Annotated in this window: 13 protein-coding genes; 1 reads left to right on the top strand and 12 read right to left on the bottom strand. The window is 70.7% G+C overall.

Features of this window, described 5'->3' with window-relative positions:
• Positions 1-18 precede the first annotated feature (18 nt).
• Positions 19-1,416 carry a xylulokinase gene (xylB, locus tag AB0O65_RS10035; RefSeq protein WP_363384665.1) on the top strand — a complete coding sequence of 466 codons (1,398 nt, stop codon included), beginning with the start codon at positions 19-21 and terminating at the stop codon, positions 1,414-1,416.
• 158 nt (positions 1,417-1,574) lie between these two features.
• On the opposite strand, the gene AB0O65_RS10030 is transcribed toward xylB, so the two are convergent.
• The 12 genes from AB0O65_RS10030 to AB0O65_RS09975 all read right to left on the bottom strand — a co-directional run bounded on the left by AB0O65_RS10030 (position 1,575) and on the right by AB0O65_RS09975 (position 16,552).
• Positions 1,575-2,498, bottom strand: coding sequence for an aldose 1-epimerase family protein (locus AB0O65_RS10030; protein ID WP_191712618.1), 924 nt, complete (start codon positions 2,496-2,498; stop codon positions 1,575-1,577).
• The gene (gene araA / locus AB0O65_RS10025; RefSeq protein ID WP_313357853.1) at positions 2,498-4,021 is read right to left on the bottom strand and encodes an L-arabinose isomerase; all 1,524 of its coding nucleotides are present in this window, start codon (positions 4,019-4,021) and stop codon (positions 2,498-2,500) included. The genes AB0O65_RS10030 and araA overlap by 1 nt, the downstream gene beginning before the upstream one ends.
• 51 nt (positions 4,022-4,072) lie before the next feature.
• On the bottom strand, positions 4,073-5,641 hold the full coding sequence (locus tag AB0O65_RS10020; RefSeq protein ID WP_313479642.1) for an FGGY-family carbohydrate kinase: 1,569 nt from the start codon (positions 5,639-5,641) through the stop codon (positions 4,073-4,075).
• The gene (locus tag AB0O65_RS10015; RefSeq protein ID WP_313479639.1) at positions 5,638-6,354 is read right to left on the bottom strand and encodes an L-ribulose-5-phosphate 4-epimerase; all 717 of its coding nucleotides are present in this window, start codon (positions 6,352-6,354) and stop codon (positions 5,638-5,640) included. Before AB0O65_RS10015 ends, AB0O65_RS10020 begins: the two co-directional genes overlap by 4 nt.
• 108 nt (positions 6,355-6,462) lie before the next feature.
• Entirely contained in the window at positions 6,463-7,479 is a 1,017-nt protein-coding gene (locus tag AB0O65_RS10010) for a LacI family DNA-binding transcriptional regulator (RefSeq protein WP_313479637.1), read from the bottom strand.
• A 151-nt stretch (positions 7,480-7,630) separates the two neighbouring features.
• Positions 7,631-8,668 (bottom strand): sugar ABC transporter permease, encoded by a 1,038-nt coding sequence (locus AB0O65_RS10005; protein ID WP_363384659.1) that lies wholly within the window; start codon positions 8,666-8,668, stop codon positions 7,631-7,633.
• Positions 8,665-9,735 carry an ABC transporter permease gene (locus AB0O65_RS10000; protein WP_191712613.1) on the bottom strand — a complete coding sequence of 357 codons (1,071 nt, stop codon included), beginning with the start codon at positions 9,733-9,735 and terminating at the stop codon, positions 8,665-8,667. The genes AB0O65_RS10005 and AB0O65_RS10000 overlap by 4 nt, the downstream gene beginning before the upstream one ends.
• Complete coding sequence (locus AB0O65_RS09995) at positions 9,732-11,339, bottom strand: sugar ABC transporter ATP-binding protein (protein ID WP_363384656.1); 1,608 nt, start codon at positions 11,337-11,339, stop codon at positions 9,732-9,734. Before AB0O65_RS09995 ends, AB0O65_RS10000 begins: the two co-directional genes overlap by 4 nt.
• A 64-nt stretch (positions 11,340-11,403) precedes the next feature.
• Positions 11,404-12,405: a substrate-binding domain-containing protein gene (locus AB0O65_RS09990; protein ID WP_363384653.1), complete on the bottom strand. Its 1,002-nt coding sequence runs from the start codon at positions 12,403-12,405 to the stop codon at positions 11,404-11,406.
• A 214-nt stretch (positions 12,406-12,619) separates the two neighbouring features.
• Positions 12,620-14,161 (bottom strand): sugar ABC transporter ATP-binding protein, encoded by a 1,542-nt coding sequence (locus AB0O65_RS09985; protein ID WP_071644657.1) that lies wholly within the window; start codon positions 14,159-14,161, stop codon positions 12,620-12,622.
• Positions 14,158-15,177, bottom strand: a complete 1,020-nt coding sequence (locus AB0O65_RS09980) for a LacI family DNA-binding transcriptional regulator (protein ID WP_071644658.1) — start codon at positions 15,175-15,177, stop codon at positions 14,158-14,160. Before AB0O65_RS09980 ends, AB0O65_RS09985 begins: the two co-directional genes overlap by 4 nt.
• Positions 15,178-15,292: 115 nt before the next feature.
• Positions 15,293-16,552 carry an FAD-binding protein gene (locus AB0O65_RS09975; RefSeq protein ID WP_363384648.1) on the bottom strand — a complete coding sequence of 420 codons (1,260 nt, stop codon included), beginning with the start codon at positions 16,550-16,552 and terminating at the stop codon, positions 15,293-15,295.
• Positions 16,553-16,574: the final 22 nt, after the last annotated feature.

The raw sequence follows: 16,574 nt of genomic DNA, 5'->3' as shown, positions 1-16,574 counted from the left end.
TGACGGAAGGATGCCGTGATGGCACTCGTGTTGGGGGTCGACTCGTCGACCCAGTCCTGCAAGGTCGTGGTGCGGGATGCCGTGACGGGCGCCGTGCTGCGCACCGGCCGCGCGTCCCACCCCGACGGCACCGAGGTCGATCCCGAGGCGTGGTGGGATGCCCTGCAGCGGGCCCTCGCAGACGCCGGTGGAATGGATGACATCAGCGCCTGGTCGATCGCCGGCCAGCAGCACGGGCTCGTCGCCCTCGACTCGGGCGGCGAGGTGATCCGGGCCGCGCTGCTGTGGAACGACACGAGATCCGCAGGCGCCGCCGCCGATCTCGTGGCCGAGCTGGGGTCCGAGCATCTCGCGCAGCGCACCGGAGTCGTGCCGGTGGCGTCGTTCACCGTGACGAAGCTGCGCTGGATGGCCGACCACGAGCCGAGCGCGGCGGCGCGCATCGCGGCCGTTGCGCTCCCCCATGATTGGCTGACCTGGCGGCTGCGGGGCTTCGGCCCCGTGACGGAGGGGCAGGACGCTCGGCTCGACGAGCTGATCACCGACCGCTCCGACGCCAGCGGGACGGGGTACTGGGGTGCGGACGGCTACGACCGCGAGATCCTTGCGCACGCGCTGCGCCGCGACGCCGCACAGATCGTGCTTCCGCGCGTGCTGCAGCCGCACGAGCACGTCTCCGACCCCGACGGGCGCCGCGTCGCGCCGGGAGCCGGCGACAACGCGGGTGCCGCCCTCGGGGTCGGTGCACGGCAGGGCGACGCGGTGGTCTCGATCGGCACGTCGGGCACCGTCTTCGCCGTGACCGACACCCCGGTGCGCGATGCGTCGGGCGCGGTCGCCGGGTTCGCCGACGCCGCGGGCGGGTGGCTGCCGCTGATCGCGACGCTGAACGCCGCGCGGGTGATGGATGCCACAGCGGCCCTGCTCGGCGTGAACCACGACGAGCTCAGCGACCTGGCTCTCGCCGCCGTCCCCGGCGCGGGCGGGCTCGTGCTGCAGCCCTGGTTCGAGGGTGAACGCACCCCCAACCGTCCGGATGCCACCGCCACTCTCTTCGGCATGACCTTGGCGAGCACGACTCGCGAGAACCTCGCGCGCGCGGCGATCGAGGGCGTGCTGTGCGGTCTGGCAGAGGGGCTCGACGCGATCCGCCGGCAGGGCGTCGAGGTCGACCGCGTGCTGCTGACCGGCGGCGCGGCCCAGAGCACCGCGGTGCAGCGGATCGCCGCCGAGGTCTTCGACGTGCCCGTGGTCGTGCCCGAGCCTCAGGAGTACGTCGCGCTCGGCGCCTGCGCGCAGGCCGCCTGGGCCCTGACCGGCTCCCGTCCGGAGTGGGCGGCCGACGCCGACGCCCCCGCGATCGCGGGCGGGCCGATCTCGGGCATCCGCTCCCAATATGCCGCCCGGCTGCCCTAGTCGGCGGAGCCGGCGCGCCGACAAACCAGATCCGGCATGAGACTCACGTTCGCGCGTGGTGTCTCATGCCGGATGTGGTTTCTCACGGCATCCGCCGCACGGCGTCGGCCGCACGGCGTCGGCCGCACGGCGTCGGCCGCACGGCGTCGGCCGAACGGTCAGAGGGCGCGAATCGTCCAGGAGGCCGTGTGCTCGTCGCCCGGGGCGATCACCACGAGGCCGGCGCCGGAGTTGAAGGCGTCAGGCGCGCACGTCATCGGCTCGACCGCCAGGCCGATCCGATGCGTCGTCTCGTCGGCGGGGGTGTCGGCGGTGTGGATCTGCACCCAGGGGCACGCGTCGTCCCAGACCATGGCCGTGCCGCCGCCGTCGGGTGAGCGCAGCTCGACGGCGGTCAGCCCGTCTGCGCGGCGCAGGCCCGTGAAGGCGTGATCGATGAACGTGTCGCCGATCGTGCGCGGCGTGCGGAAGTCCCACTGCGGATGCCGATCGACCGACTCGACGGCGATCGGGTTCAGTCGGTCGTCGGTCACGGTGAGCACCTCGGATGCCGGCAGCGCCAGCGTCCACGAATCGACGGCAGAGCGCGACGACCGATCGGCGACCAGGTACGGGTGCGGTCCGGTGCCCCAGGGTGCGGCATCCGCCCCGAGGTTGCGCCCAGTGACGACCTGGGTGAGCCCGTCTGCGGCGACGCGGTACTCCACGTCGACCTGCACACGGAACGGGTAGCCGAGCTGCGGCTCGATCACCGCGGTCAGTACGACCCGGTCGGGCTCGACGACCTGATCGGCGAACTCCAGCCAGGCCGCCAGACCGTGCAGGGCGTGCCCGCGAGACGGCTCGGTGAGCGACAGCTGGTGCGGTGCGCCGGCGAACGAGTACCGGCCGTCGACGACCCGGTTCGGCCACGGCGCCAGCGTCGCGCCGCGGTAGTTCGGTCGCACCTGGTCGGCGTCGAACGGCACGACGAGGTCGCGTCCTTCGTGCGTGAGCGTGCGCAGGGTGGCGCCGACGCTCGCGATCGTCGCCTCGTAGCCGTGGCCGGCGATCGCGAGCTGACGGCCGGATGCCGGCAGCATCACAGGCCCTGCGCCAGGCGGTGGTACGCCGCGTTCCAGCGCACCTGGTTCTGGAATGCGGGCAGCGTCGTCGACTCGTCGATGACGAGCAGCTCGACCTCGGCCATCTCGGCGAAGTCGCGGAACGCCTCGATGCCGACCGCGGTCGACATGACCGTGTGGTGGGCGGCACCGGCGGTCAGCCAGGCGGCGGCGCTGGTGGTGAAGTCGGGTGCCGGCTTCCACACCGCACGCCCCACCGGGAGGTTCGGCAGGGCGGCGCGCGGCTCGACGTTCTCGACGACGTTCGCGGTGAGACGGAAACGGTCGCGCATGTCGCTCAGCGCGACGACCACGGCGGGGCCGGGGTCGGCCGTGAAGACCAGGCGCACCGGGTCGTCCTTGCCGCCGATCCCGAGCGGGTGGATCTCGAGCGTCGGCTTGGCGGTGGTCAGCGAGGGCGAGACCTCGAGCATGTGCGCGCCGAGGATCAGCTCGTCGCCGGGCGTCATGTCGTAGGTGTAGTCCTCCATGAGGCTGGCACCGCCGGGCAGACCGGCGCCCATCACGTTCGCCACGCGCACGAGGATCGCGGTCTTCCAGTCGCCCTCGGCGCCGAACCCGTAGCCCTCGGCCATCAGGCGCTGCACGGCGAGGCCGGGCAGCTGCTTCAGCTCGCCGAGGTCTTCGAACGACGTGGTGAAGGCGCCGAAGCCGCCCTCCTCGAGGAACGAGCGCAGCCCGATCTCGATGGCGGCCCCGTCGCGCAGCGACTGGTGGCGCTCGCCGCCGCGACGCAGCTCGGGCGCGACCTCGTACAGCTCCTCGTACTCGGCGACCAGGGCGTCGACGTCGCTCGGCGAGGCGGCGGCCACGGCATCCGCCAGGTCGTTCACGCCCCACGTGTTCACCTGCACGCCGAAGCGCAGCTCGGCCTCGGTCTTGTCGCCCTCGGTGACGGCGACGAAGCGCATGTTGTCGCCGAACCGGGCGAGCTTCAGCGAGCGGGCGGCGGCGAGGCCGGCGGCCGCGCGCTGCCAGGTCGCGAGCTCCTGACGCAGGCGCGGGTCGGAGGCGTGCCCGACGATCGTCTTGCGCGGCACGCCCAGACGGGTCTGGATGTACCCGAACTCGCGGTCGCCGTGCGCGGCCTGGTTGAGGTTCATGAAGTCGAAGTCGATGTCGGCCCACGGCAGCTCGACGTTCGCCTGCGTGTGCAGGTGCGCGAGCGGCTTCTGCAGCGCGTCGAGACCCGCGATCCACATCTTGGCGGGGCTGAACGTGTGCATCCAGGCCACCAGGCCGATCACCCGGTCATCGGCGTTGGCCTCGAGCGCGATGCGGCGGATCGACGCCGAGTCGGTGAGCACCGGCTTCCAGACGATCTTCACGGGCACCTCGGCGGACTCGTCGAGCGTGCGGGCGATCTGCTGCGACTGCTCGGCGACCTGCGCGAGCGTCTCGGGGCCGTAGAGGTGCTGGCTGCCGGTCAGGAACCAGACCTCGTACTCGTCGAGGGTGGTGGTGAGCGGGGTGCGGGTCATGGGAGTTCCTTGCGTGTCGGCCCGGTCGGGCGGTTCAGGCTGATCGTGGGTTCAGAGGGCGGCGACCGCGGCGGCTTCGACAGCGAGGCCGGCCCGGTAGCGGTCGAGGTACGCGGCGTACCCGGCGACGTCGTCGGGCAGCGGCTCGGCGATGCGGACGCCGGCGTCGGCGAAGACCCGGTCGGCGAGGTGGTCGGCCAGCGATCGGTCGGCTGTGAGGAAGGCCGCGAGCACGGCGATGCCCCAGGCGCCGCCTTCGGAGGCGGTGTCTCCGACGGCGACCGGCGCGTTCAGCGCTCCGGCGAGGAAGCGCTGCGCGACCCCGGCGGTGCGGAAGATGCCGCCGTGCGCGAACATCCGCTCGATCGTCACGCCCTCGTCCGCGAGCACCTGCATGCCGAGGGCGAGCGTGCCGAACACGCCGTAGAGCTGGGCGCGCATGACGTTGGCGAGCGTGAACCGGCTGTCGGGCGTGCGCACGAACAGCGGCCGACCTTCGTCGGTGCCGGCGATCGGCTCGCCGGCGAGATGGTTGTACGCGAGCAGGCCCCCGGCGTCGGGTTCGCCGTCGAGCGCCTCCCGGAACAGCGTCTCGAAGACGGCGTCCGCCGATCGAGGCATGCCGGATGCCTCGGCGAACCGGGCGAACATGCCCACCCAGGCCGCCAGCTCGCTGGCGCCGTTGTTGCAGTGCACCATCGCGACCGCGTCACCCGCCGGGGTGGTCACCAGGTCGAGTTCGTGGTGCACCTCGGCGAGCGGGCGCTCGAGAACCACCATCGCGAAGATGGAGGTGCCGGCGCTCACGTTGCCCGTGCGCGGCGAGACGGCGTTCGTCGCGACCATGCCCGTGCCGGCGTCGCCTTCCGGCGGGCAGAACGGGATGCCAGGCTGCAGCGTCCCCGTGGGATCGAGCAGTGCCGCGCCCGCGGCCGTCAGCGACCCGGCCTCATGACCGGCCACGAGCGCCTCGGGCAGCATCGCGCGCAGGTCACCGCCGGTGTGCGCGTCGTAGCGCTCGATGAGCGCCTGGTCGTAGTCGCGCGTGGTCGAGTCGATCGGGAACATTCCCGACGCATCGCCCACGCCCAGCACGCGTCGGCCGGTGAGCTGCCAGTGCACGTATCCGGCGAGCGTGGTGAAGAAGCGCACGTCGCCGACGTGCGGCTCGGCGTCGAGCTGCGCCTGGCGAAGGTGGGCGATCGACCAGCGCAGCGGGATGTTCACGCCGAGCAGGTCGGTCAGCTCCTGCGCCGCGACGCCCGTGTTCGTGTTGCGCCACGTGCGGAACGGCACGAGCAGCTCGCCGGAGCGGTCGAACGGCAGATACCCGTGCATCATGGCCGAGACGCCGATCGCGCCGAAGGTGTCTGGCCGGATGCCGTAGCGGTCGTGCGCGTCGGCGACGAGGCCCGCATAGGCCTCCTGCAGCCCCGTCCACACGGCGTCGAGCGAGTAGGTCCACAGCCGGTCTTCGAACCTGTTCTCCCAGTCGTGGAATCCGGTGGCGAGCACCTCGTGGGTGTCGGCGTCGATGAGGCACGCCTTGATGCGCGTCGATCCGAGCTCGATGCCCAGAGCCGTTCGGCCGGAGCGGATGGTCTCTGCCGTGGCGCTCATCGACGTGCGTCCGAGCTCTGGCCGTACACGTTCTGGTATCGGTCGAAGAGGGCGTCGATCGCCTCCTGCGGGATAGGGATCAGCGGTCCCGCCTCGCGTGCGTGGTGCACCGTGCGGGCCACGTCCTCGACCATGACGGCCGCCTTCACGGCATCCTTCGCGTCGACACCGATCGTGAACGGCCCGTGGTTCTGCATCAGCACGGCGCGCGAGCGGTGACCGGTGAGGGTGTCGACGATGCCGCGGCCGATCGAGTCGTCGCCGATGATCGCGAACGGGCCGACCGGGATCGGACCGCCGAACTCGTCGGCCATGGCCGTGATCACGCAGGGGATCTCCTCGCCGCGCGCGGCCCAGGCGACAGCATAGGTCGAGTGCGTGTGCACCACACCCCCCACCTCGGGCATGTTCCGGTACACGTAGGCGTGCGCGGCGGTGTCGCTCGACGGCGACCGGTCGCTGCCCTCGCTGCCGGGGATGACGTTGCCGTCGAGGTCGCAGAGGATCATGTTCTCGGGGGCCAGGTCGTCGTACGAGACGCCGCTCGGCTTGATCACGAACAGGTCGGCACCGGGCACCCGGCCCGAGACGTTGCCGCCGGTCCACACCACGAGCCCGTAGCGGACGAGTTCTGCATGCAGTCGCGCGACGTCAGCGCGCACCAGCTGGATGGCGGCTTCCACCTCGGGGGTGAAGGGGGCTTCGTTGCTCACGGGTACCTCGGCGGGTCGACGGGGAGTACCGGCCACTGTGACCGGTCACGGAAAGTCTGTCACGACCGTGCCGCTTCGGTCAACAGCACCGATGGCCACGCGCGACGGTCAGTGCGGACGCCCGGCCCGGACGGGCGCGATCGACGCCCTCGCGCACAGCACGGGCCGCACGGGGTCGCGCGGCGCCGCCGCCTCGCCGATCACCGCGGCCACCGCACGACGAGCGAGTTCGTCGAAGTCCTGCCGAACGGTGGTCAGCGGCGGCCAGTAGTGCTCTGCATCCGGCACGTCGTCGAAGCCCACCACGCTCACGTCGCGCGGCACGTCGAGCCCGGCTTCGCGCAGGCCGGTGATCAGGCCGAGGGCCATCTGGTCGTTCGCGCTGAAGACGGCCGTCACGCCGAGCTCGCGCACCGCCGCCGCGGCCGCGCGTCCGGAGGCGGCGGACCAGTCCCCCACGATCACCGGCCCGTCCGGCATTCCGCGGGCGGCGAGCTCCTGCGCGTAGCCCTCAGCCCGCGACTCGGCCTCGAGCCAGTCCGCAGGACCGGCCAGGTGCGCGATGCGCGTGTGGCCCGCATCGGCGAGTGCGGCGACGGCGAGACGCGCGCCGGCCGCCTGGTCGACCGAGAGCCCTCGCATGCCTCGCCCCGAGGCGTGCAGCGTGACGATCGGCACGCCGATCTGCAGGGCATCCAGCGCGTCCAGCGTCCGCGCGTGCGGCGCGACGACGACGATGCCCTCGACGCCCTGCGACACGAGATGCTGCACCGCGGCGACCACCGCGGCCGCGTCACCGGCATCCGCGAAGGCCGCACTGACCCAGTACCCGGCACCGCGAGCCCTCGCCTCGATCGCCGCCAGGCTGCGTGACGGGCCGTACTGCAGCGCGTCGGATGCCAGCACGCCGAGTGTGCGCGAGCGCCGGGTGCCGAGTGCCCTGGCCGCATTGTTGACGCGATAGCCCAGCTCGGCCATCGCGGCGAGCACGCGCTCGCGGGTGTCTGCGGCGACCTCCGGATGCTCGTTGAGCACCCGCGACACCGTCTGGCGGGAGACACCGGCACGAGCCGCGACCTCGCGGACGCCGACCGGCCGCCTGCCCATCGCATCCACGTCGCTCACCGTCCCGAGTGTACGGCTCGGCCGGCGAACTCCTCCCCCGAACGGATGTCGGCACGGTGGACGGATGCCGGCGCGGATCTCCCGATTCTGCCGACAACCGTCCGTTGCGCCGACATCCGCCCCAGGGGGCGGCCCTCGCGGCTCAGATCTCTCACTCCTTCTTTCGGATCACCGCGCGCTGCAGCAGGACGAAGACGAGCAGGATGCCGCCGGTGATGATCGTGGTCATCTCGGGCGGGATGCCGCCGTCGCGGGTGATCAGCACGGTCATCAGTCCGAGCACGAGCGCACCGACCACTGAGCCGAGCACGTATCCGTACGCGCCGGTGAGCACCGTGCCGCCGATGACGGCTGCGGCGATCGCGTCGAGCTCCCACCCGATGCCGGTGATGTTCTGAGCCGTGCCCAGGCGCGCCGTGTAGAGCACGGCAGCGACGCCGGCGAGCGTGCCGCTGATCACGTACACCAGAACCTTGCTGCGGTGCACGGGCAGGCCCATCAGCAGCGCGGAGCTCTCGGATCCTCCGATCGCGTACACGGTGCGACCGGTCCGGGTGCGGTGCAGCACGAAGAACGCGGCGGCGACCACGACGACGGCGACGATCACCGCAGGCGTGATGGTGAGGTCGTTGACCTTCGGTCCGTCGATGACCTTGATCTTCTCGCCGATCCACCGGATCGGGGAGTCCTCGGCGAGGCGCTGAGGCTTCGTGCTCAGCAGGGATGCCAGGCCGCGGCCGAGGAACATCATCGCGAGCGTCGCGATGAACGGCTGCACGTTGAAGTACCTGATGAGCAGCCCCGAGCACAGCCCGAAGGCCGCGCCCATGGCGATCATCGCGACCACCACGAGCAGCGGAGGCCATCCCGCACCCGCGAGCATGACGCCGGCGACCGACGAGAACGCGATGATCGACCCGACCGACAGGTCGATGCCGCCGGTGAGGATCACGAAGGTCAGCGCGACGGCCAGCACGATCAGGTGCGCGTTGTTGATGAGCAGGTTCGACAGGGTGCTCGCCTGCACGATGCGCCCGTAGGCGATCTCGCCGTAGACGATCATGGCGACGAAGATGACGACCGAGGCGATGGTCGGCAGGATCGACGGGTTCGCGGTGATCGTGCGTCCCACGCGCGCGGCGAGGCTCGCGCGGGCGGGCGCGGCGGGTGTCGCGGTCATGGTGCTCATGCCGCCACCTCCTTCATCTCGGACGTCTCGGCGCTCGGAGGGGAGGCCGGGGTGCGACGGCGCCGGAACCAGGCGCGCACGCGCTCGGACTGCAGCAGGCAGATGACGATGATCACCGTCGCCTTGAAGGCGGGGGTCGCCGACGACGAGACGCCGAGGAAGAGCACCGTCTTGTCGAGCGTGGCGATGAGCAGGGCGCCCACGAACGCCCCTGACAGCGAGAACTTCCCGCCCATCAGGGAGGCGCCGCCGATGACGACGGCGAGGATGGCGTCGAGCTCGAGCTGGTAGCCGGTCCGCGAGATGTCGACGGTCATCACGCTTCCCACCGACATCACGCCGGCGATGCCGGCGAGGACGCCGCTGAGGATGTACGCGGTCAGCAGCAGGCCCTTCGGCTTGATGCCCGCCATGCGGCTGGCTCGCGGGTTGATGCCGATCGCCTCGATCATCAGTCCCAGGGCGCTGCGGCGCACCACCCAGGCGACGGCGATCACGATCGCGACGGCGAGCAGGAACACGACGGGGATGCCGACGACGTAGCCGTTGGCGATCCAGCGGTAGGTGTCGTTGCTGGCCGCGGTGTTCTGGCCGCCGGTGATGACCTTCGCGATTCCGCGCCCGGCGAGCATCAGCACGAGTGTGGCGATGAACGGCTGCAGCCCGACGTAGGCGACGAGCACGCCGTTCACGGCACCCAGCAGCGCGGTGATCGCCAGCGACAGCCCGACCGCCGCCAGGGCGGAGCCGGCCGAGGTGCCGTCGGTGCTGCGCAGGAACTCCATCGACACGGCCCCGGCGACCGCCATGAGCGAGCCGACCGACAGGTCGATGCCCGCCGTGGCGATCACAAGCGACATGCCGATGGCGATCATCATGATCGGCGCGGCCTGGCGCAGGATGTCGATCACGTTGCCCACGAGGTGGCCGTTGTTCGGGTTGACGGTCAGGGCGAGATAGCCGGGATCCTTCAGCACGTTCAGCAGCAGCAGCGCGACGATCGCGATGATGCCCCAGAAGAACGGCTTGTGGATCAGGTCTCGCCAGACGGTGGTCGCGTTCTTCATCGCGCCCCCTCCTCTGCGGTCGATGCGGGGATGCTGTCGGGCAGGGCGCCCTCGGCCTCGTCGAGTGTGGCAGCCGCGACGTCGGTTCCGTGCGCGGCGATGACGTCCACGATCTGCTGGGCGTTGACCTCGGGGCCGTTCTGGATCTCCCCGATCTTCTCGTGGTCCTTCAGCACGACGATGCGCTCGGAGAGGCGGACGACCTCCTCCAGCTCCGACGAGACGAACACGACCGCCACCCCGTCCTCCGCGAGAGCGGCGACGGCCTCCTGGATCTCGGCTTTCGCGCCCACATCGATTCCGCGGGTCGGCTCGTCGAGGATCAGCAGCTCCGGCTTGGTGGCGAGCCACCGCCCGAGCAGCACCTTCTGCTGGTTGCCGCCGGAGAGGTTCTTGATCATGCGGTTCGGATCTGCGGGACGCACGTTCAGCTCGGCGATGTACTTCTCGACGATGGCATCCTGCTCCTTCCGCGGCAGCGGTCGAGCCCACCCGCGCTCGGCCTGCACGGCCAGGATGATGTTCTCGCGCACGGTGAGGTCGCCGATGATTCCCTCGTCGCGCCGGTTCTCGGTCGAGAACGCGATGCGCGCGTCGAGTCCGTCCGCGGGCGAGCGGAGCTCGATGTCGCGACCGTGCAGCTGGATGGTGCCCTGGTCGGCCCGGTCGGCGCCGTAGAGCAGGCGGGCGAGTTCGGTGCGACCCGAGCCGAGCAGGCCGGCGAAGCCGACCACCTCACCGGGGCGGATGTCGAGGTCGGTCGGCTCGACGGAGCCGCGGCGGGCGATGCCGGATGCCGACAGCAGCGGCTTCTCGTCGGCATGGCGCGCTTCGGTGCGGCGGTTGCCGCCGAGCGATGTGAGCGCGTCGAGGTCCTTGCCGATCATCTTCGAGATCAGCGCGTGGCGGTTCAGGTCGCGCGTGAGGTACTCGCCCTCGTACCGTCCGTTGCGCAGCACCGTGAGGCGGTCGCTGATGGCGTAGATCTGGTCGAGGAAGTGCGACACGAAGAGGATCGCGACTCCCTGATCGCGCAGCGTGCGCATCACGGTGAACAGGCCCTCGACCTCGGCCGCGTCGAGGCTGGAGGTCGGCTCGTCGAGGATGAGCACCTTGGCCTTGACCGCCATCGCACGACTGATCGCGACGAGCTGCTGCACGGCGATCGAGAGGGTGGAGAGCGGCTTGTGGGTGTCGAGGTGCGACAGTCCCAGCCTGCCGAGCGCCTCGGTGGCCGCGCGATGCGTCGCGCGCCAGTCCACTCCGAACGGCCCGCGGATCTCGTGGCCGAGCATGACGTTCTCGCCGATGCTGAGGTTGGGCGTCAGGTTCACCTCCTGGTACACCGTCGAGATCCCCGCGCTCTGCGCGTCGCCGGTGCCGCTGAACTGCCGTTCCTGGCCTGCGACCACGATCGAGCCGGAGTCGATCCGGTAGACGCCGGTGAGCGCCTTGATGAGGGTGGACTTGCCGGCGCCGTTCTCGCCCATCAGGGCGTGCACCTCGCCGGGGAAGAGCCGGAACTCGACGTCGTCCAGGGCTTTCACACCCGGGAACTCGATCGAGATGCCGCGCATCTGCACGATGGGCAGTTCTTCGGTCATCGCTGTCTCTCAGTCTGTGGTGACGGATGCCGGGTGGCGCGCTGCGCGCCACCCGGCTCTCCGATCAGTACTTGCGGTCGGCGAGCACGGCCTTGGCCGCGTCTGCCGAGTCGAAGGCCTCGCTGGGGACGATGATGTACGAGTCCACGTCCTCGCCGTCGAGTGCCTTCTTCACGACGTCCAGAGCGGTCTCGCCGAAGAGCGGGTTGTACTCGTGCACGTAGCTGAGCTTTCCGTCTGCGAGCGCCTGGATGGCGTTCTTGGTGCCGTCGATCGTGGCGATCTTGATGTCCTGACCGACGACGAGGCCCGCCTCCTCAGCGGCCTGTGCGGCGCCGAGGCCCATCTCGTCGTTCTGCGCGAAGACGAACTGGATGTCGTTGCCGTTGGCCTTGAGCATCGTCTCGAGCACGCTCTTGCCCTCTTCGGTCGACCAGTTCGCGGTCTGCGCGTCGACCTTGTTCAGCGCGGAGTCGCCGAGGCCCTCTTCGAAGCCCTCGTTGCGCTCGTTGACCACGCCGACACCGGCCGGGCCCTCGAGGACGACGTAGTTTCCGCCGTCGGGGAAGGCCGAGGCAGCCCACTCGCCGACCTCCTTGGCGACCTCGACGTTGTCGGGCGCGATGCGGGTGACGTACAGGCTGTCGTCCTCGGGCTCGATGCCGCGGTCGAGCAGGATGACCGGGATCTCGGCCTCCTGCGCCAGCTTGAGCGAGTCCTCCCAGCCCGTGGCCTCGGTGGCCGAGAGCAGGATGACGTCGACGCCCTGGTCGACGAAAGCGGTGAAGCTGTCGATCTGCGACTTCTGATCGAGGTTGGCTGCGGGCGCGTAGCTGAGCTTGTAGCCGGCATCCTCGGTGAACGTGTCCTTGATGTCCTGCTCGTTCGCCTGACGCCAGCCGCCCTCGGGGCCGACCGCCACGAAGCCGACCTCCACGAGGTCGCCCGATGCGCCTGCGTCGGACGTGCCGTTCTCGTCGGCGCCGCCGCAGGCGGTCAGGCCGAGCGCGAGCGCACCGACGGCCGCAAAGCCGAGTACCGCGCGGATGTGCTTCTTTGCAGACATAGTTCTCCTCCTTGAGAGACCGGGGCGCTGCCCGGAGGGTGGGCCGTGCGGCCCTCGGGTGATTGCGGGATGCGTTGCGTCCTGCGTCTGGATGTTACCGGGAACATTCGCGGCGGCACAAGCGTGTTGCATAACGTTCGCGACTCGACGACGGACTCTCGACGCCGCGCGTGTGCGCCATCGTGAGGCGCGCGTCTGCGCGAGCCGCGGCGGCTCAGTCGGCGTCGCCGGCGGATTCCGCGGCGATCATCTCCACGATCGTGTCGACGGTGACCCCGGGCCCGTTGCTGAGCTCGCCGATCTTCTCGCGGTCCTTCAGCACGACGATCCTGTCGCTGAGCCGCACGACCTCCTGCAGCTCGGACGAGATGAAGATCACGGCGACACCCTGCCCGGCCAGAGCGCTGATGCTGCGCTGGATCTGGAGTTTCGCGGCGATGTCGATGCCGCGCGTGGGCTCGTCGAGGATGAGCACGTGCGGACGAACAGCCAGCGCCCTGGCGAGCAGCACCTTCTGCTGCGTCCCGCCGGACAGCTGCTCGACCGGGCGGGCGAGATCGGCCGCACGCAGATTCAGCACCTCGACGTAGATGTCCAGCAGCACCCGCTGCTCGGCCTGCGGGATGGGGCGCGTCCACCCGCGCAGCGCCTGCAGCGAGAGCAGGATGTTCTCGCGTGCGGTGAGCCCGGCGACGATGCCGTCGGTGCGCCGGTTCTCGCTCGAGGCCGCGACACGGCGGCGCAGGGCCGCCGAGGGGCTGTGCAGCCGCACCCGCTCGCCGTCGACCCACAGCTCACCCGAGTCCGAGCGCAGCGCGCCCGCCATGAGCGCACCGAGCTCGGTGCGTCCGGCACCGCGAAGTCCGGCGAACCCCACGATCTCGCCTCGATGCACCTCGATGTCCGTCGGGCGAAGCTCGCCTCTGCGCCCCAGAGCGTCGGCGCGAAACGCCGGCTCTCCCTCCGACACGTAGTGATGCGCCTTGCGTTCGGACCCCAGCGCCCGCAGCCCCTCGATGTCCTTGCCGAGCATCTGCGAGATGACCTCGGCCCGCTCGAGCTGCCGCGTGAGCGTCTCGGCCACCTTGCGGCCGCCGCGCAGCACGCTCATGCGGTCGCTGATGGCGAAGGCCTGCTCGAGGAAGTGCGACACGAACAGGATGGCGACACCGCGGTCGCGCAGTCCGCGAATCACCCGCATCAGCGCGGCAACCTCGCCGCGATCGAGGCTGGAGGTCGGCTCGTCGAGCACCAGCACTCGCGGCTCGTCGACCACGGAGCGCGCGAGGGCGACGAGCTGCTTCTGGGCGGGCGAGAGGAACGCGAGCGGTGTGCGCGGGTCGAGGTCGTCGACGCCGAGCCGAGCAAGCGCCTGCGCGGCATCGGCTCTGTTGCGTCGCCAGTCGATACCCCAGCGCCCGCGACGTTCGCGCCCGAGCATCACCGCCTCGGTGACCGTGAGGTTGGGACTCAGCTGCATGTCCTGGAACACCGTCGCGATCCCGGCCGCCCTGCTGTCGCCGACACCGCCGAACGAGCGCTCCTCGCCGTCCACGAGCACCGTTCCCGACGTCGGACGGCGGGTTCCGGTGATCACGCCGATGAGCGTCGACTTGCCTGCGCCATTCTCGCCCATCACCGCATGCACCTCGCCGGGGAAGAGGCGGAAGTCCAGAGCATCCAGTGCCCGCACGCCCGGCAGCTCGACCGTGATCCCCCGCAGCTCGATCACGGGAGCGGCGGCCGCGCCGCTCATCGTGACTCCCGCGGCTTGGCGGTCGAATCTCGCACCACGAGCTCGGTCGGGATGCGCGTGAACGACGGCAGCTCGCGCTGCTCGATCGCCGCACGCAGCATCTCGACGACGGCCCCGCCCAGTGCGTGGAAATCCTGTCGCACGGTCGTGAGCGGGGGGAGGAAGTGCCGCGAGAGCGGCACGTCGTCGAATCCGACGACGCTGATCTCGCCCGGCACGTCGAAGCCCCGCTCGTGCAGCCCGTGGATGAGGCCGATCGCGGTGTCGTCGTTGGCCGCGAAGATGGCGGTCGCCTCAGGAAGTCGCTGCAGTCCCATCGCGAAGTCGTAAGCGAAATCGGCGCTCCAGTCGCCGACCACGATCGGCCGCTCCCGGATGCCCCACGACTTCGCCCTGGTGTGGAACGCCCGCTCCCGCGCCCTGGCGTCCAGCCAGTCGAGCGGGCCGGAGATGTGCAGGATGTCGCGGTGGCCGAGGGAGACGAGGTGGTCGACCACGAGGGTCGCACCCGCGTGCTGGTCGATGGAGACGGTGAGGAAGGTCGGATCGGGGTCGGCCTTGACCACCAGCAGCGGCACGCTCATCGTCACGCGGCGCAGCGCCGCCACCGACGACGACCGCGGCGCGACGACGCAGATCGCATCGACGCCCTGCGTGGTGAGGCTGTCGACCGCGTCATGGGGGGTCATCGTGTCGCCCTCGTACAAGGCGATGGGTGTGACCGAGTAACCGGCCTCGCGCGCCGCGAGCTCGACCGCACGCAGGATGCTGGTCGGACCGTGCGCCACCGGGCTCTCGACGATAACCCCGATGCGCTGGCTGCGCTGCGTCGCCAGCGCACGAGCGACCAGGTTCGGCCGGTAGTCGAGCTCTTCGATCGCCTCGAGAACCCGGCGACGGGTCTCGGGTCTGATGTTCGGGTAGTCGTTGAGCACCCGAGACACGGTCATGTGCGAGACGCCGGCTATCGACGCGACCTGCCTGATGTTCGGTTTGTCGGAGCCGACGTTGGCCATGCGTCTCCTCCGTCGGCTTGCCTCTCGTGATGTTACCGAGCACAGCATCGTCATCGCAACGGATCGCGGCCGGCAGAGGCCGGCGAACAGCGCGGGCCCAACCGCCGCGGGCAGCTCAGAGGCCGAGCAGCTCCAGGCGCCGGTTCACGAGTCGTCGCTCCGGGTCGTACGACGCGGCGAGCGCCGCGAAGTCGGCCCAGCGCGGGAAGCGCGCGCGCACCTCAGCGGCATCCAGGGTCGAGATCTTGCCCCAGTGCGGTCGCGCCGAACGCGGCAGAGCGGCCTCGATCTCCGGCAGCAGCGCCCGCACCGCGGACTCGTCGGGTCGCCACGTGAAGTGGATGCCGACGGCATCCGTCTCGAACGACGAGCTCAACCACAACTCGTCGGCTCGCACCGTGCGGATCTCGTTCACGAGCAGCAGCGGCGCGATGCGCGACGCCAGCCCGCGAACCGCCTCGATCGCATCGATCGCATCGCGACGCGGCACGAGGTACTCGCTCTGCAGCTCGACGCCGGCTGACGGAGTGAACGCGAGCCGGAAGTGCGGCAGCCGCTCGAACCACTCCCCCGCCACACCGCCCTGCTCGCTGCACGCCTGCGGATCGGCGCCGAGGATCGGGTGACGCTTGCCCGCGGCGGGCACCGCCCCGAGCGATGCGGCGACGTCCGTGCGCTGGTCGACGCGGTCGTCGGGCTGACGCTGCTTCACCCACAGCTGATCGGCGGCGTCGGTGCGCTGCCAGGTCGAGAAGATGCTCACGCTGGTGCCGGCGCCCGTGACCGCGTCGAGGTCGGCGAGGATCGCGTCCCAGTTCGGCCCCTCGTAGACGTGCTGCGCGACGGCGTACGTGGGCTCCACGTCGAGCGTGAGGTCGATCACGGCGCCGAGCGCACCGAGCGAGACGACAGCGCCGTCGAAGTCGGGGTCACCGCGGCGCAGTCCGTGCACCTCGCCGTCGGCGCTCACGATCGTGAGCGCCCGCACCGCGGTCGCGAGCGAACCGGAGCGGTCGCCCGATCCGTGCGTGCCGGTGGCCACAGCGCCGGCGATCGAGATGTGCGGCAGCGAGGCGAGGTTGGCGAGCGCGAGACCGGAGGCCTCGAGCTGAGGCGCGACGTCGCCGTAACGCAGTGCGCCGCTGACGCGCACAGCGTCGCGCGCGTCGCTGACCTCGACGACACGCGGCATCCGATCGAGCGCGATGAGCACTCCATCGGTGTCGGCGATGTCGTTGAACGAGTGCCTGGTGCCCAGCATCCGCACCCGCTCGCTCGAGGCGAGCGCCGTGCGCACCTCGTCGATCGATCCGGGATGAACGAGCCCAGCCGCCCCGTAGACGACGTTCCCTGCCCAATTGCGCTCGGTGCTCATGCCGTCATGATCCCACGGTGGC

It is taken from the genome of Microbacterium sp. NPDC077391 (genome assembly GCF_040686955.1).
GTDB classification, from domain to species: domain Bacteria; phylum Actinomycetota; class Actinomycetes; order Actinomycetales; family Microbacteriaceae; genus Microbacterium; species Microbacterium commune.
Note: the sequence above shows the minus strand (reverse complement) of the source record. Positions and strands in the feature narration are given on the sequence as shown.